The 14,677-nt window shown below is 64.0% G+C and carries 15 protein-coding genes; 4 read left to right on the forward strand and 11 right to left on the reverse strand.

Annotation, left to right across the window (positions count from 1 at the left end; all coding sequences use genetic code 11):
- Nucleotides 1-128: 128 nt before the first annotated feature.
- Entirely contained in the window at nt 129-2,090 is a 1,962-nt protein-coding gene (locus EGJ09_RS11145; protein ID WP_256658430.1) for a pilus assembly protein TadG-related protein, read from the forward strand.
- Here EGJ09_RS11145 and EGJ09_RS11150 read toward each other — a convergent pair.
- Together EGJ09_RS11150 and EGJ09_RS11155 are read right to left on the reverse strand one after the other, a co-directional pair.
- The gene (locus EGJ09_RS11150) at nt 2,075-4,663 is read right to left on the reverse strand and encodes an ATP-binding protein (RefSeq protein WP_371928077.1); all 2,589 of its coding nucleotides are present in this window, start codon (nt 4,661-4,663) and stop codon (nt 2,075-2,077) included. The two genes, EGJ09_RS11145 and EGJ09_RS11150, sit on opposite strands and share 16 nt — an antisense overlap.
- A 53-nt stretch (nt 4,664-4,716) precedes the next feature.
- Nucleotides 4,717-5,157 (reverse strand): TadE/TadG family type IV pilus assembly protein, encoded by a 441-nt coding sequence (locus EGJ09_RS11155; protein WP_039603864.1) that lies wholly within the window; start codon nt 5,155-5,157, stop codon nt 4,717-4,719.
- 75 nt (nt 5,158-5,232) lie between these two features.
- Between EGJ09_RS11155 and EGJ09_RS11160 the strand changes: the two genes are divergently transcribed.
- A complete protein-coding gene (locus EGJ09_RS11160) occupies nt 5,233-5,667 on the forward strand; it encodes a prepilin peptidase (protein WP_125923901.1) in 435 nt (144 codons plus the stop codon).
- A gap of 15 nt (nt 5,668-5,682) precedes the next feature.
- Here EGJ09_RS11160 and EGJ09_RS11165 read toward each other — a convergent pair whose 3' ends face one another.
- Genes EGJ09_RS11165 through cpaB form a run of 8 tightly spaced genes read right to left on the reverse strand, consistent with a single transcriptional unit; the run spans nt 5,683 to nt 13,106 of the window.
- Nucleotides 5,683-5,946: a DUF3613 domain-containing protein gene (locus EGJ09_RS11165; RefSeq protein ID WP_012312770.1), complete on the reverse strand. Its 264-nt coding sequence runs from the start codon at nt 5,944-5,946 to the stop codon at nt 5,683-5,685.
- A 15-nt stretch (nt 5,947-5,961) separates the two neighbouring features.
- Nucleotides 5,962-6,663 carry a tetratricopeptide repeat protein gene (locus tag EGJ09_RS11170; RefSeq protein WP_125923844.1) on the reverse strand — a complete coding sequence of 234 codons (702 nt, stop codon included), beginning with the start codon at nt 6,661-6,663 and terminating at the stop codon, nt 5,962-5,964.
- Nucleotides 6,664-6,673: 10 nt separating this feature from the next.
- Nucleotides 6,674-7,561 carry a type II secretion system F family protein gene (locus tag EGJ09_RS11175; protein WP_125923845.1) on the reverse strand — a complete coding sequence of 296 codons (888 nt, stop codon included), beginning with the start codon at nt 7,559-7,561 and terminating at the stop codon, nt 6,674-6,676.
- A 2-nt stretch (nt 7,562-7,563) separates the two neighbouring features.
- Complete coding sequence (locus tag EGJ09_RS11180) at nt 7,564-8,445, reverse strand: type II secretion system F family protein (RefSeq protein ID WP_046784781.1); 882 nt, start codon at nt 8,443-8,445, stop codon at nt 7,564-7,566.
- Nucleotides 8,442-9,698 (reverse strand): CpaF family protein, encoded by a 1,257-nt coding sequence (locus tag EGJ09_RS11185; protein WP_115273591.1) that lies wholly within the window; start codon nt 9,696-9,698, stop codon nt 8,442-8,444. Before EGJ09_RS11185 ends, EGJ09_RS11180 begins: the two co-directional genes overlap by 4 nt.
- The gene (locus tag EGJ09_RS11190; RefSeq protein ID WP_046784783.1) at nt 9,695-10,885 is read right to left on the reverse strand and encodes a pilus assembly protein; all 1,191 of its coding nucleotides are present in this window, start codon (nt 10,883-10,885) and stop codon (nt 9,695-9,697) included. Before EGJ09_RS11190 ends, EGJ09_RS11185 begins: the two co-directional genes overlap by 4 nt.
- Complete coding sequence (locus EGJ09_RS11195) at nt 10,882-12,141, reverse strand: type II and III secretion system protein family protein (RefSeq protein ID WP_046784784.1); 1,260 nt, start codon at nt 12,139-12,141, stop codon at nt 10,882-10,884. Before EGJ09_RS11195 ends, EGJ09_RS11190 begins: the two co-directional genes overlap by 4 nt.
- A gap of 17 nt (nt 12,142-12,158) precedes the next feature.
- Nucleotides 12,159-13,106: a Flp pilus assembly protein CpaB gene (gene cpaB / locus EGJ09_RS11200; RefSeq protein WP_125923846.1), complete on the reverse strand. Its 948-nt coding sequence runs from the start codon at nt 13,104-13,106 to the stop codon at nt 12,159-12,161.
- Between the two features lie 294 nt (nt 13,107-13,400).
- Here cpaB and EGJ09_RS11205 point away from each other — a divergent pair, with 294 nt between their 5' ends.
- Both EGJ09_RS11205 and EGJ09_RS11210 read left to right on the forward strand, forming a co-directional pair.
- A complete protein-coding gene (locus EGJ09_RS11205; protein WP_046784786.1) occupies nt 13,401-13,580 on the forward strand; it encodes a Flp family type IVb pilin in 180 nt (59 codons plus the stop codon).
- Between the two features lie 48 nt (nt 13,581-13,628).
- Nucleotides 13,629-14,039, forward strand: a complete 411-nt coding sequence (locus EGJ09_RS11210; protein ID WP_115273593.1) for a response regulator — start codon at nt 13,629-13,631, stop codon at nt 14,037-14,039.
- 69 nt (nt 14,040-14,108) lie between these two features.
- Here the strand turns inward: EGJ09_RS11210 and EGJ09_RS11215 are convergent, their stop codons facing one another.
- Nucleotides 14,109-14,456: an HPF/RaiA family ribosome-associated protein gene (locus EGJ09_RS11215; protein WP_012312780.1), complete on the reverse strand. Its 348-nt coding sequence runs from the start codon at nt 14,454-14,456 to the stop codon at nt 14,109-14,111.
- Nucleotides 14,457-14,677 lie beyond the last annotated feature (221 nt).

A 14,677-nucleotide genomic window follows, 5' to 3' on the forward strand; every position in this document is an offset into this window, starting at 1 on the left:
GTAGATGCCGGGTTGGTTCAGGGCATTTGATCGGTAGCCCTCGCGCCCCAGGGCAAGGCAATTAGCCACTAGTGTGACTACACTCCTGTGACCAAAGCCGCGATGGCTGGCCTCTGGCCTGCAAAGGAGTGCCCTTGGTTCCCTCTTCCGCTGCCCGGCAGCGTGGCGCGATCGGCCTGATGGCGGTTACCACACTGGCCCTGGCCTTGCTTTTCATGCTGGTAGTGGTCGACAGCGGCCGTCTTTACCTTGAGCAGCGCAAGTTGCAACGCATCGCCGACATGGCCGCGCTTGAAGCTGCAGGCCAGTCTGCCGTGTGCACGGGCAATGGCCCACAGGCCACGGCCATCGCCAGCGTAGCCGCCGCCCGCAACGGCCACACGCCTGGCAGCCCCTTGGTGGCCAGTTGCGGTTACCTGCAGACCGGTGCCAATAGCCTGCGCACGTTTACCAGCGACAATGCCCGTAACGAAGCGATACGGGTCGATGTCAGCAACACAGTCACCACCAGTTTTGCCGCCGGCATCTACATCCTGACCCAAGGTGGCGGGGCTCCCCTGACCACCACCCTGCAGGCCCATGCGGTGGCGTCCAAGGCATTGCCGCCACAGGCCATGCTGAGCATTCGCACTACGTTGGCTACGGTGGATTCGCAACAGTCGGTGTTGCTCGATGGCCTGCTCGGCGCCTTGGGAGGCAACGTGCAGCTTGGCCTCGCAGGCTGGAAAGGCATAGCCGCAACCGACCTCAACCTGCTCAACTACCTCGAGCAGTTGGCTGTCGACCTGCAATTGACCGTTGGCGACTACGAGCAACTGCTCAATGCCGACGCCACCGCCACACAATTGCTGGAAGCGGCGGTCAAGGTACTTGAGCAAAGCGGTGCCGCCGCCGATGTTGTCACCAACCTGGGCAAGGTCGCCCTGGGGGCCGGCAACAGCACGTTGCTGCAACTGGGCGACATTCTCGATATTCAGAACGGTACTGCCCAAGCGGGGCTGGACGCCAGCATCCAGCTGTTGCAACTGGTGCAGGGGGTGATCCAGCTGGCTGCGAGCGAAAGCGCAGCCACTGCCGACTTGCCGATTAGCGTGCTCGGCCTGATCAACGGCCGGGTGCGGCTGAAGGTGATCGAGCCGCAACAGGTCTCGGCGGTCGGCGATCCGCGTACGGATGAACTGAGGGTTCACACGGCTCAGGTACGGGCGATGATTTCGCTCGACCTGCCGCTGCTCAGCACGGTCTTCGGCTTGGTCAATGCGGTGCTCGACCTGGCCTCGCCACTGACCAACGTGCTCAACAACCTGCTCAGCCTGAACCTGGCTTCGACACTGGAGTCGGTGCTATGCCTGTTGGGTGTGCCGTGCACCGTGACCGATATCGTGCTCGTGCCTGACAAGCTTCAGCTGGACATTGGCCTTGAGGTCGCCGAAGCCACGGCACGCCTCGACCCGCAGTCTCCTGACACGTTCAGATGCTCGCCCAAGCGTTTGACCGTCCAGGCCCAGAGCGCTGCTGCCAAGCTGGCGGTGGGGCGCTTCGAATCCACTGACGCGTTCTTCACCACCGGCACTACCGCAGTCAAGGCGCTGCCATTGATCGATATCGGCACCAAACGCTGCACCAAGCTGCTGATACTCGGAACTTGCCAAAGCCGAATACCCTACGCCGGTGGCGGCCTTGGCCTGCGGGTCGACAGCAAGCTGCTGGGCAGTGCCCCGGTAGAGCACTCGCTGGTGTTCCAGGGCCCGGTTAGCGAACCGCCCAATATCGGGCAGCCCGCCGAGTACCTGAACATGCGCCCCGCCAATGACAACGTGGTCGGCAGCCTCAGCGACACCTTGCTGGGCGTCCAGCTCCAGGCCTTCAAACCCACCGCCAACAGTGGCCTCGGCGATGTGCTGGTGATCGCCGGCAATGTACTCGGTACGGTCAAAGGCATCATCGAACCCTTGATAAGAGGGTTGCTCAGCCCCCTGATCGACCCGTTGGTCAATGTGCTGCTGAAGGTTCTGGGAATCGATCTGGTCAATACCGACGTCGGCGCCAACCTCAGTTGCTCCACCGGCCGTGCTCAGTTGGTGTTGTAGATGGGCAGCAACACCTGGAAGCAGGCACCGTCAACGCCATTGAGCGCTTCGAGCCTGCCGCCCATGGCTTCGACGATGCCGAAGCTCACCGACAACCCCAGCCCGGTACCCACGCCCGCAGGCTTGGTGGTGAAGAACGGCTCGAAGATGCGCTCGATCAGGCGTGGGTCGATACCGCCGGCGTTATCTTCCACCTGCAGGCACAGTTGCCCTTGCTCGATACGCTGGCAGATGCCGATCCGTGGGCTGGCCACCTGGCGCTCGAGCAAAGCGTCCCGGGCGTTGACCATCAGGTTGATCAGCACCTGCTCGAGCTGGTCCTCATGCCCTTGCACCTCCGGGCAGAAATCCGGCTCTTCGACCTGCAACGCCACACCTTTGCCGCGCAGCCCTTCAGCCAGCAACGCCACTGCGCCATCCACCGCAGTCCAGGCTGCAAACACCTGGTGCTCAAGCGCGGAGCGCCGCCCATAGGTGCGCATGTGCTCCACCAGCCTGGCCACGCGCCCCACCTGTGCATCGATGCGCTGCAGCTTGCCTGTCAGGTACTCGACTTCGACCACCCCGCTTTCCACGCGCTTGAGTGTGTTGGCAATGGCCAGGCGCATCACGTTCAGCGGCTGGTTGATTTCATGCACCAGCCCTGTCGCCAACTCGCCGAGCGTGGCCATCTTGGCGCCCTGCATCAATTGTTGCTGGCTTTGCCTTACCTGCGTGTTGTCGCGCCCCACTGCCTGCACTTCCAGCAGCCGGCCTTGCTCATCGAACAGCCCACGCTCGGCCCACACCCACCAGGCATGCCTGTGCCCTGGCAGTTGCAGGCAGATCTCCGCGCTGCCCAGCGGCTGCTCCGGGGTAAGGTCGGCCAGGCGTTGCAGAAACGACAGGCGCTGGCTGTCGGACATCCATTGGCCCAGGTTCATCTCGCTCAGTTGCTCAGGTGCGCACTCCAGTTGTTCGGCGAGCGGCCGGTTGCCGAACAGCAGCTGCAGGTCCGGGGTGTAGCGGCAGATCATCGCGGGTGAATCCTCCACCAGCACCCGGTAGCGTTCCTCACTCTGGCGCACACGCTCGGCTGCCTCGGTCGCTTCGCTGACATCCAGCCACAGGCCGACCACCTCGACCGGCTGGCCAAGGTCGTCACGCAACAGCCGGGCTTCGTCCAGCACCCAGTGATAGCCACCCAAGTGGTCGCGCAGGCGATAGCGGCTGCGGACCTGGCCATCGCGCAACAGCGTACGTGTTCGCTCAAGCCATAGCGCCCGGTCGTGCGGGTGTACCGCCTGGCCTGGTTGGCGCGCCAGCTCGCTATCTTTGGGCCAGCCCAGCATCGGCGTCAGGCTGGCGCTGAAAAACTCACTGTGCAACGCGCCCTCGCAACAGCGCTGGATATAGATCACCGCAGGCGAACTGGCGATCAGGTTCTCCAGCCGGGCGCGCGCGGCGCTGGCCTGAAGCTCCTGGGCTTTCAGTGCGCTGATGTCGAGCACAAAGCCGTGCCCCTGCCCGCCGTGCAACTGCCCGACCCAGTGCAGCCAGCGAGGCGCCGCGCCACTGTCGGCTTCGAGCAGCCGCACGTTCAAGCTCAATGCCACACCGTTGCGCAACTGCTCCAGGGCCATTTGCGCAGCCTCCCGATCAGCCGGGTGCAGGCGCGCCAGCCATTGCTCGATACTCACCGCACTGGGCAGGCCAAGGCTGGCGGCCAAGGCCGGATCGAAATGCAGCGGCCCTTGCCCCGGCCATTGCCACCAGCCTGCGCCCAGTTGCTGTTGCAGCTCGTCCAGATGGCGCGAGCGCTGCTGCAACTGGTGTTGCCGCAGGCGCGCGAGCAGCGGCTCGAGCAAGGCTTGCAAGAGCGCCTTGGCCGCCTCTGGTGAAGGCACCGATGGCGCGCCCGCACACAGCAACCAGGCCTGTACCTCATGGCCGTGGCTGTATGGCACAAGGAACAGCGGCAACCCAGCGCACGTCGCCCGCCAGTGCGGCAAGTCAGGCGCGACCTGCTGAAAATGGGCGGGAAGTGCCTGCAGCCAAGGCTGCAGGCGTTGGTCATCGGGCCAAGGCCAGTCGCTTTCGCTGCAGGTATGCGCCCGCCAGCCCGATGGGTCCGCCAACATCAGGCGTACCGAGCCGGCATGCCAGTGCTCGGCCAGGCGCAGCAGTTGCTCGGCGGTCGTCTGCGTCAGCCAGTCTTCGCTGCAGTCACGCACGGCCTGGCCGACGTCTGCGGCCAGCTGGCGCAAGGTCAGGCACTGCTCCTGCTGAGCGCCTTGGCGCAGCAGGTCGCTGATATCGAACAGCTGCAGCATCCAGCCGACAGCCTGGTGTTGCAGCCAGCCACGGGTCTGCAGGGCCTGGCCGTGCACGGTGTGAAAATCCAGGTCCAGTGCTTGCCCTTGCCAATCGGCGGGCACACCTTCGAGAGCCAGCCAGCTGTGCCGATACAGGTAGTCGTGCACCCGCGCCTGCGCGTGGCTGGGTACGGCCAGCAGCGTGCGCAAGGGCCCGGCCAGGCGTAGCACATGCCCCTGATCGTCCAGCCACACCTGAAGGCCCACGGCATGCGGCATCTGCGCGGCGGGCTCTGCGCCATGGCTGCCCAGCCAGCGATCGAACAGGCCACTCACAGTTGCAGGCTCGCTTCGGCCTGCAAGCTCTCAGGCAAGCGGGGCACTTCGCCAATCAGCGGTATCACCAGCAGCGGCAGCACCTTGTGCAGTTTGCTTTTCGGATAATTGATCGTCACCTTCAGCAGCTTGTCATCATCCACGCTCACCTGTGCATCGGCCGGCTGGAAGTCGAGTGCCTCAGGCATCCAGGCCAACTGCTCGCGGATCACTGCATGGGCAAGCGCCTGTACATCGTCGTCATAGGTCTCGCTGCTCGGGTCCAGAGCCACGCAGCGGCGCACGGCCTCGCTGCTGGCCTGGTTGAACGATTGCAGCATCAGCATTGGCAGGGTGTAGCTGACCAGGCCGTAGAACACTGTGAAAAAGATCATGAAGACGGCGACGAACTCGATGGCTGCCGCGCCTTTTTGCCGTGCTACCGGGCCTGCTTGCATGATTGCGTCTACCCTGACGAGGAGTCCTGAGTTACAGCATAGAAGCCTTCGACGAACAGGGATGGCCAATTGCCAATATCCAGTATCGCCCTGCTGCTGTGGCTTGCCTTGTGCAGCCGGCAAGATGTCCGCGAACGGCAGATTTCCAACCTTCTGACCCTGGGCGTCGCAGCCTGTGCGCTGGTGTGGCTGGCGGTTACCGGGCACAGCTGGATCGGCGCCCGGGCCAGTGATGCCGGCTGGGCACTGGCGATTGTGTTGCTGCTCACGTTGCCCGGCTACGCGATGGGGCGTTTCGGTGCCGGCGACGTCAAATTGCTCGGCGCGCTGGGGCTGGCCACCAGCCAGGACTACGTGCTCGGTACGTTCATCGGCGCCGGCGGCACCTTGCTGGTCTGGGCGCTGTTGCGGCGGTGGGCGCGGCGCAGGGCAGGGCAGGGGGCTGAAAAGCAGCCTTTCGCGCCCTTTGTGCTGGTGGGTTTTTTGCTGACCAGCATGTGCCTGCAGTGAGAGCGCCAGGCCCGGTCAGTTGTTCGACTCAGTCATCTTGGTCCAGCGATAGAAATCCGGAATGGCGTACTTGTAGGTTTCCAGCCAGCGCTGCTTGGACAGATCACGCTCGCGTGCCGTCTGCACCTGCAGGCGCGTGGACGCCTGTTCGCCACTGGACTGCACCCGCAGCAGCGCTTCTGTTGCCGTCAGCGCAGGCGGTTGCTGGCGTGGGTAATCCTCTGCCCAGGCCGTGGTAATACCGGTGCAGCAGGCCAGCAGCATCACATACCTGATCATGACCTTCTCCTTTGCTCAGTTGACCATCACACCTGCGCCACTGGCCGAAGCTATCGGCCCGCGTCCTGTGGCTTTGATCTGGCTGGCGCGAGCCTGGGCCTGGGCAAACTGCGCCGGTTTGAGCCGCAGGCGGCCGACCAGGTCGGTGGCTTGCTGCCAGTTGTCCTGCAGCAGCGCCAAGGTCACCAGGTTGACGGCGGGCAGCGGGTTGTCATCCTTGAGCTCGATGGCGGTCAGGAATTCGAACCGTGCCTGTTCATACCGGCCCATGCTCATCAGCACCACACCCAGATCGTTGCGAACCCGCTCGTCGGTGGGGGCCAGACGCGCCGCACGCTGCAGGTTCTGCAAGGCCTGTACGTCATCGCCCCGGGCCGAGGCGAGCTGGCCCAGGCCATGCTCACCCTCGGCCGCGAGGCAGCCGCCGATCAGGCTGCGGTACAGCGGTTCTGCTTCGCTGCGCCCCAACAGGCGCGAGACCCTGGCCTTGCGCAGGCGTACCTGGTCGAGGGTGTTGGGCAACTGCTCCAGGTGCGCCAGGCTGGCATGCGGGCGGCCATCGTTGAGCATCTCGTCCGCCAGGTTCAGCGCCAGTTGCTGATCGGCGTTCGGCTTGCCGCAGCTCGAGGTGCCGAACAAGTGTCCGAACCCTTCAGGCTGCTGGCCGGCGCATCCTGTCAGCAAGAGCAGGCCGGTGAACAACAGGGTCGCTTTCATCCATTACTCCCTAGGGGCCCAAGGCCCGCGTCAAGGCGGAAAATCCCGGCCCGGCCAGGACGATGAGCAGTGCCGGGAAGAGGAATACCATCATCACCGCCGACATTTTTGCCGACATTTTCGATACCCGTTCCTGCATGCGTGTCAGGCGCCGGTCATCGAGCAGGTCCTTGAGTGCGAGCAGCGATTTCATCGCACCACTGCCCTGTACCAGCAACTGTTGAAGGATCACGCAGGTGTCGATGAACTCATCCACGGCCAGTACCTGGGCGCTCTTTTCCAGTTCCGGGCCGAGCGCCAGGCCCGAGTCCACCCGTTGCAGCACCTGGCGCAACTCTTCGCTGATTTCGGGGACCAGCGCCTGGCCTTCCTGGCTCAGCACGCGCAGTGCCTGCTCTACGGCCAGGCCGGTCTCGAAGAGAATGCGCAGCAGCGGAATCATCAGGCTGACTTCCTGGGCGATACGCTGCTGGCGCCGTCTGGCGGCAACCGCCAGCAAGCGCTTGGGCAACAGGTAGCTGGCACCCAAGGCGCATAACGGCCAGACCAACCAGTGCGTGCCTTCACCGCCTAGCACGCCTTGCTGCAGGATCAGTGTCAGCACGACCGCCAGCAGCGGCAGCCCCAGTTGCATGGCAGCGAACAGCGCCCGCTGGCGGCTGCGGCGCCAGCCGACACGGTCAAGCAAGGCTTGGGTTTCCCCGTCGAGTTTCTGCAGGCGCCGCCCCAGCGGGCTACTGCCCAGCCAGTGCAGCCAGTCCCCCAGGCGCTCCTCGCGCGCCAGCCGCCCCTGCAGCCTGCGAGCGACCAGGTAGCGGGCACGCAACTGCCGGGCGGCCTGCAAGCCAAGCAAGCCGGCGGCGATGAACAGGCACACGGCGCAGAGCAACAAGGCCATGGTCAGAGGCTCCTCATCATGCGCCACAGCACCAGGCAGCCGACCACCTGCAGGGCGAAGGCGAACAGCAGCATCATCTGGCCGCTGCTGTCTTGCCACATTGTCAGCAGGTAGTGCGGATTGGCCATCAGGAAGTAGCCGACCATGCACAGCGGCAAGGCACCCAGGATCATCGCTGTGATGCGGGTTTCGCCGGTCATGGCCTTGAGCTGACGGCTGCCTTGTTCGCGCTCGCGGATCAACTTGATCAGGTTCTCCATCAGCTCGCTGGTATTGCCGCCGTAGCGCTGGTTGATGCGCAGCCCCATGGCGAACAGACGCAGCTCGTCCTGGTTGTAAAGCTCGGCCAGTTCGTTGACCGCATCGTCCAGCGGCACGCCCAGCTGTACGTTGCGCCGTACCCGGGTCATGGTCGAGCGCAAGGGCTCGCGAGAGCCGTCGATACCACCAAGGACCGCATCATTGAGGGTGCGCCCGGCCTTGAGGCTGCGCACGCTGTAGTCCAGCAAAGCGGGCAGTTGTTCGACAAGCTGGTGCACGCGCCGTCGGCATAGCCAACTGAGGGTGAAATAGCCGAGCAGCGGCAGGCCGACCAGCACCATCAGCCCGGCCACCCAACCGGCCCCCAGCAGCGCCACCAGTGCCAGGCCGAGCCAGGCCAGCAGCCAGCGCTGCGGTTGCCAGTCGGTTGCGCCAAGCCCGGCACGTTGCAACAGCGGCTCGAGCCAGGCGCGCCGTGCATTGCCGCTGCGGACCAATTCAAAGGCGCGCCCCAGGCGCTGGAGAATGCGCTGTTCGCTGCGCTTGTACAGGCCCAGGCGAAACAGCATCAGGGAGACGCCCAGCAACAGGGGCGCCAGCGCCAGCAGCAGGGGGCCGGTCATTGCACACCTTCATGGCGCAGTTTGCTGCCCGCGGGGTTCGGCGCCTCACGCAGAAACACGTCGCCGCCGCGGCGGTCGAGGCGGAACAGGGTATTGGTCACATACACGTCGTCACGCACGCCGACCACTTCCAGGATTTCACTGACGCAGCGGCGACCGTCGGGCAGGCGGGTCAGCTGGATCACCACGTCCAGTGCCGCGCAGATCATCTGCCGCAAGGTCTTCTCGGCGATCTGCCGCCCGCTCAGGCCAACCAGGGTTTCCAGGCGCAGCAAGGCGTCCTGCGCGGTGTTGGCGTGCACCGTACTCATCGAGCCGTCGTGGCCAGTGTTCATCGCGGTGAGCACGTCCAGCACCTCGGTGCCGCGGATCTCGCCGAGGATGATACGGTCCGGGCGCATGCGCAGGGCATTGCGGATCAGCTCGCTGGCCTTGATCTCGCCGTGCCCCTCGGCATTTGGCGGGCGGGTTTCCAGGCGTACCACGTGGGGATGGTGCAGTTGCAGTTCGGCGACGTCTTCGATGGTCACCAGGCGCTCGCGCGGGGCGATCATCTGGCTGAGGATGTTCAGCAGGGTGGTCTTGCCGGTGCCGGTGCCGCCGCTGACCAGGATGTTGCAGCGCCGACCCACGGCGCGCTCGAGGAAGTCGAAAATGTGCTGGTCGATGGCACGGGTAGCGAGCAGGTCGGCACTTTTGAGCATGTCCTGGCGGAATTTGCGGATCGACAGGCACGGCCCGTCCAGGGCCACGGGTGGAATGATCGCATTGACCCGGCTGCCGTCGGGCAGGCGCGCGTCGACCATCGGCGACGATTCGTCCAGCCTGCGCCCGAGCGGTGCAAGGATGCGCTGCATGACGCGCTCGACGTGTTGGGCATCGATGAAACGCAGGTCGGTCTGTTGCAACTGCCCGGCCCGCTCGACGAACACCCTGTGCGGCCCGTTGACCAGAATCTCGGTGACACTGGCGTCCCGCAGCAGCACCTCCAGCGGCCCGAACCCGGTCAGCTCGTCGACCAGTTCTTCGGCCAGGCGCTCCATTTCGTAGCGTGACATTGCCAGGCGCAGGCGCGCCACGTAATCGCCCACCTGCTCCAGCACAAACTGCGTCAGTGCCGGGCGCGCGCCTTCGAGCAGGTTGCGGCCGCTGTCTTCGATGGCATCGATGGCAAAGCGGTGCAGTGCACGCTTGAGCGCATAAGGGTCGCCCGTGGCATGGTGGGGGCCGCCGAAGGGTTGGTCGCCGTTCATTTGCTGCCCCATAGCCGACGCAGCCAGGTAAAGGCCGGTGGCGCAAGGTTTTCCGAACGCTGCGCCAAGCGCTCACCCAGGCCGCGCAGGGCTTGTGTAAGGTTTTCGCGCGGGGCCAGTTCGAACAGGCTCAGGCCCTGGTTTTTCACGTTCAGCCGCACCTCGGGGCTGTCGGGCATGACCTTGAGCAGCGGCAGCGCATAGCGCTTGGCCAGGCTCTCGGCATCCGGGGCGACATTGCCCAGGTAGCGGTCGACCAAGAGGCTGGCATGCTCCAGCTTGATGCCATGATCGCGCCACAGCTCCAGCACTTCGAGGTTGCGCCGGCAGTCGAGGATGTTCTGGTCGGTATAGATGATGAGCTTGTCGCAGTGGCTGATGATGGTGCGCAGGGCTTCGCTGTCGGCATGCCCGGTCAGGTTCACGACGATGTGCTGGAAGTGCTGGCGCAGTGCGCTGAGCAGCATGTACAGCTCGGCGGCACTGGTCTGGCGCAGCGGGTCATCGTTTTCGGCAAAGGTCAGCAGGCGCAGGCCTTTCTTGTCGCGGGTGAAAGCACTGTCGATCAGGGTGGTGTCGAGCCGGCGCAGGTGGCGCAGGGCATCGCCGAAATAGAACGACGCCTCCAGCCCCAGCAGCGCCAGGCTGTCGCCACGTGGCATGCCCAGGTCCAGCAGCAGGGTCTGCTGGCCGCTTTCCTGTACCACCCGCGCCAGGTGCGTGGTCAGCAAAGCGCCGTCGGCACCGGTCTGCACGCCGTACAGCACGGTCAGGCCGCCCAGGCTTGGGTTGTTGGTGACGGTGGGCATGCGCTTGCCCAGCCGCCGGACCAGCCCGGCCACTTCACTGGCCCGTGAGCCGTAGGCGACGAAATCGCGGGCGCCGGCACGCATGGCGTGCAGCACCAGTTGATTGTCCATGCCATCGCCCAGAGCGACGATCGCCAATAGCGGCTTGGCTTCAAGCACCCCCTCGATCAGTGCGCACTGATTGACCAGTTGCTCACGGTCCAGGCCGATGAACACCAGGGTGCTGAAGGTCGCATTGATCAGCGCCAGCAGTTCGTCGAGGCTGCCGCCACTGGCGCCGATCACCTGGCCTTGGGGTGCCAGCGCGCTCTGCAGCCACTGCAGGTCTTCTTCATTGCGGGTGATGCCCAGAAAGGTCTGGTTGAGGCTCTCGTTCATCGTGATAACCCGCTTTGGCCATCGAAGTTGCCGTTTTCCATGAAGAACAGCCGGCCCCAGCTGGGGTCGTAGGTACGCAACCCTTCGCCGGGCAGTTCCGGCAGGCGGGCATTGGCCGCCAGCGGTTGAACCAGATGCGGGGTGACGATCATCAGCAGCTCGGTCTCCTCACGTATCAAGGCCGATTGCCGGAAGAACGCGCCAAGGATCGGCAGGTTGCCCAGCCCGGGGAGCTTGTCCACGGCGGAACGAGTGTTGTTGCCGACCAGGCCGCTGATGATGAAACTCTCGCCGTCGGCCAGGGAAATGCTGGTATCGGTGCGCCGTATGCTCAGCCCCGGTACGCTTGTGCCGCCAATGGTCACCGCGTTGGTGTAATCCAGCTCGCTGACTTCAGGTGCTACCTTCAGGGTAATGCGGTCGCGGCTGATCACGGTCGGCGTCAGTGCCAGGCGCACGCCGAACTCCTTGTACTCGATCGAGAAGTTGTCACTGCCGGCGCTGGGCACCGGGATCGGTATCTCGCCACCGGCCAGGAAGCTTGCAGTCAGGCCGCTGAGCACGGTGAGGCTGGGGCGCGCCAGGGTGTAGGCGAAACCGCTGTTTTCCAGGGCATTGATGGCCGCCAGGAAGCGGCTGCTGCCGCCGCCCCAGACGATGTTGAACACACCGTCGTTGAGCGGGATCTGCGGCGAGGTGACAGGCACGGCGCCCGGTGTCACCGAAGTGCCTGGCACGGTACCCGGCGATCCGATCAGGCTGTTGTTCGAGCCGCTGAAAAACAGCCGGGCGCCGGCTTCCTTGTACTTGGTGCGGCGCACCTCGACGAAGCGGATATCGGCCTGCACCTGGCTTGGCAACTCCGGATCCAGCGAGGGCGGCAGGCCCGTTTCGGCCATGGCGGCGCTGGCCTGGCCTTTGACGAACAGCATGGCCCGGTGTGGCGCCGGTGCGCAGGCTGTCCACAGCATGAGCGTGGTATTGCCTTGGCCCACGGCCGTCACCAGCACGGCGCGGTCACCGCTGGGTTGCACGTCGGCAACCTTGGGGTCGCCGACGGCGGCGCGGGTGATCGCCAGCGGCAAGCGCAATTCTTGCTGCAGGCCTTGGTCGATTTCGATCACTGAAGGCAGTTGGGCAAATGCTTCGCAGCCGTTGCTGGCGGCATGGGCCTTCGGCAGCAGCGCAACCATGAGCAGGGCAAGGCACGCGAGACTGAAGAACCGTTTTGAACTGCAACGCTCGGAACTACGCATACTGCATCCTTGCCTTGTCAGGGGGTCTTGTTGGCGTCCGCGGCCTGTGTGCCACGGATGATCTGCATGCTTGCAACGGCTGCAGCGGTTGAGGCGGTTTTGGCCAAAGGCGCCTGGGAAAGCTGGCTGAACCGATAGAGTTCCCGGTTGATGCTTTCTACCTGCGGTTGGCTATCCGCTTGGGCCCAATAGCGGGCCAGCCGCTGCTCGGCGGCACTGCGCACGGCCAGGCGCAGGGTACCGACCTGGGCTGCCAGCATCAGGCGGCTGGCCAAGGCTTCAGGGACTGCCAGCACCACGGTGCGGGTGCTTGCGAGGTTGCCTGGGGTCGCCTGCTCGCGTCGGGCCTTGAGCTCCTCGGCGGTCAGTGCCGGGCGGCCGTCATTGGTAACGCCCATCTGTTCCCCGACGCTCAGCACGCGCAGGGCCGGCAGCACGACCTGGGCAGAAGACTGCGGGTTGTTGGCCTCTTCGCGCAGGTACAGCAGCACGTCGACAAAATCACCCGGGTACAGTTGCCCGGCGGCGCCGACCACGTCGTCCACGCCTACCGCAACGGCCCGCTCGTGGGCACGGATCATCCGTGCCAGCGGTCCGCCGGGCTGGAAGCTCGACTCGTCCAGCCAGCTACCTGCGGCCAGTGGCCTGGCGCTGCTGCGTCCGATCACTTGGTCCACTTGCTGGAAGGCACCGGCAGGGACTACCTGCAAGCGCTCGAGCAGCACGTCGTCTGCGGTCAAGGGCGTATTGGCCGGCAGCGCCTTGCGCAGCACGACGATTGGGAAGCGCTGCGGCTCGGGCGGTTGCGGGGTGGGCGCTGCAACCACCGCAGGCGGCTGCTCGGCGACGGGGGCTACCGGCTGGGGTGGTGCAGGGGGGCGGCTGAGCACGACCCCCCAGTATCCCGCGAGCAGTGCGCCGAGCAGGAAAAGGGCAGCCAGAATCATGGTCAAGCGACTGCTCATGGCTGGCCTCCGTGCACGCGTCGGGTGGTGGCAAAAAGTCACTATTTCGCTATTGCACGGTAGCCCACCCATCGCCATTCGCCATTAGGCGCTCGGCTTTTTTTGTAGCCAGAACGTAAACCCAATTAAAACAGTCAGTTGTTGAGATAAAAGGATCTAATGCTTTTGGAATATCACCTGATGACTAATGCTTTTTTATATTTGCAGACGGCTCCAGCTTGGCAATCCTTTGATGGCAAACAGGCGTCACTTTGACACCATTGTCGCCGGCGAGTTCGCCGCAAGGAGCTGGTCATGTTGCTGAAACAGGTCATCCTTCACTGCAAGCAATTCCTGCATCGCAAGGACGGTGCCTCGGGTATCGAGTACGCGGTCATCGCGGCGATGGTGGCGGTGGTATTGGCCGGGTTCGTTCCCGGGATCTCCGGCAACATCAGTACCATGTTCACCGCAATCCAGACGGCCCTGAACTAGACCAATAACAGGCGATGTCTCGTCGGACCGGATCAACAGGAGCCGCACATGCAGAACTCTCCCTCGCGTCAGCAGATTCTTCTGGTCGATGACGAGGAAGAGCACCTGCTTGAGTTGGCCGAACTCCTCGACAACGAGGGGTACTACTGCCACACGGCAGGCTCGGTGAAAGCTGCCCTGCAACTGCTCACCCGTTATCCGGACGTTGCCTTGGTCATCACTGATCTACGCATGCCGGAAGAAAGCGGCATCGGTTTGATCCAGCGCCTGCGCGACCATACGGCCCGGCAGCATTTGCCGGTGATCGTCATGTCGGGGCACGCCGGTGCGCAAGACCTCAGCGACCTGCTGCGCCTGCAGGTGCTGGATTTCTTCCGCAAGCCCATCTATTACGCACGGTTGCTGGAGACACTGGACAACCTGTTCCCGCAACCACTGTTGCAGGTTGCCAAGTACTGACTCAACTGGACGAAGGTGAAAACGAAAACGCCCGGCACATGGCCGGGCGTTTTTGCTTACTGGCAAGGGTCAGGCGTCGGGATCGCTCAGTTCCAGTACGCCGCGCTTGCTGCGCAGCTTGCCGTAGAAATGATCCAGCGCATTGTTCAGCTTGCTGGCGGCTCCATCCACCGCCTGGTCCAGCGAAGCGGCGGTATGGGTCACGGAAATCGGTTGATGGCCTTTGGGGCGAGCCTCCATCTGGCAGCGTTTGTCATGCGGCCCGGGCTTGGCGCCGTTCTCGTCGCGCAGGTGCACCTCGATGCGGGTGAGGTCCTCCTCGTAACGTTCGAGTGTGGTTTGCAGCGTACTGCGGACCCACTCGTTGAGACGGATGTTGCCTTCGATATGGTTGCTGCTGTTGACCTGGATTTGCATGATTCAATCCTTATTCAGCTTGCTCGCATGGAGGCGTGCCTAGGCCCTTGAGGCCCTTGGAAATTCTTCGCCTCTTGACTCTAAGGTCAGGCAACCGAAGCCTGAATTCAAGCCCTTCGTGAAAATAAATTTTCTGTTGCAATTAACCCCGCAGAGGCTACCGGGCAGCCCTTTGACGACATAAAACCGGTAAAAACCCCAAGTCTTTCAGACTTTGCTTA

Origin of the sequence: Pseudomonas sp. p106, assembly GCF_003936645.1 — a bacterium.
Lineage (GTDB): Bacteria > Pseudomonadota > Gammaproteobacteria > Pseudomonadales > Pseudomonadaceae > Aquipseudomonas > Aquipseudomonas putida_E.

Bases quoted from the DNA above. Each gene is read 5' to 3' on its own strand.
- EGJ09_RS11150 (WP_371928077.1), bottom strand. From the start codon at position 4,663: ATGCCGCATGCCGTGGGCCTTCAGGTGTGGCTGGACGATCAGGGGCAT.
- EGJ09_RS11155 (WP_039603864.1), bottom strand. From the start codon at position 5,157: ATGCAAGCAGGCCCGGTAGCACGGCAAAAAGGCGCGGCAGCCATCGAG.
- EGJ09_RS11165 (WP_012312770.1), bottom strand. From the start codon at position 5,946: ATGATCAGGTATGTGATGCTGCTGGCCTGCTGCACCGGTATTACCACG.
- EGJ09_RS11170 (WP_125923844.1), bottom strand. From the start codon at position 6,663: ATGAAAGCGACCCTGTTGTTCACCGGCCTGCTCTTGCTGACAGGATGC.
- EGJ09_RS11175 (WP_125923845.1), bottom strand. From the start codon at position 7,561: ATGGCCTTGTTGCTCTGCGCCGTGTGCCTGTTCATCGCCGCCGGCTTG.
- EGJ09_RS11180 (WP_046784781.1), bottom strand. From the start codon at position 8,445: ATGACCGGCCCCCTGCTGCTGGCGCTGGCGCCCCTGTTGCTGGGCGTC.
- EGJ09_RS11185 (WP_115273591.1), bottom strand. From the start codon at position 9,698: ATGAACGGCGACCAACCCTTCGGCGGCCCCCACCATGCCACGGGCGAC.
- EGJ09_RS11190 (WP_046784783.1), bottom strand. From the start codon at position 10,885: ATGAACGAGAGCCTCAACCAGACCTTTCTGGGCATCACCCGCAATGAA.
- EGJ09_RS11195 (WP_046784784.1), bottom strand. From the start codon at position 12,141: ATGCGTAGTTCCGAGCGTTGCAGTTCAAAACGGTTCTTCAGTCTCGCG.
- cpaB (WP_125923846.1), bottom strand. From the start codon at position 13,106: ATGAGCAGTCGCTTGACCATGATTCTGGCTGCCCTTTTCCTGCTCGGC.
- EGJ09_RS11205 (WP_046784786.1), top strand. From the start codon at position 13,401: ATGTTGCTGAAACAGGTCATCCTTCACTGCAAGCAATTCCTGCATCGC.
- EGJ09_RS11210 (WP_115273593.1), top strand. From the start codon at position 13,629: ATGCAGAACTCTCCCTCGCGTCAGCAGATTCTTCTGGTCGATGACGAG.
- EGJ09_RS11215 (WP_012312780.1), bottom strand. From the start codon at position 14,456: ATGCAAATCCAGGTCAACAGCAGCAACCATATCGAAGGCAACATCCGT.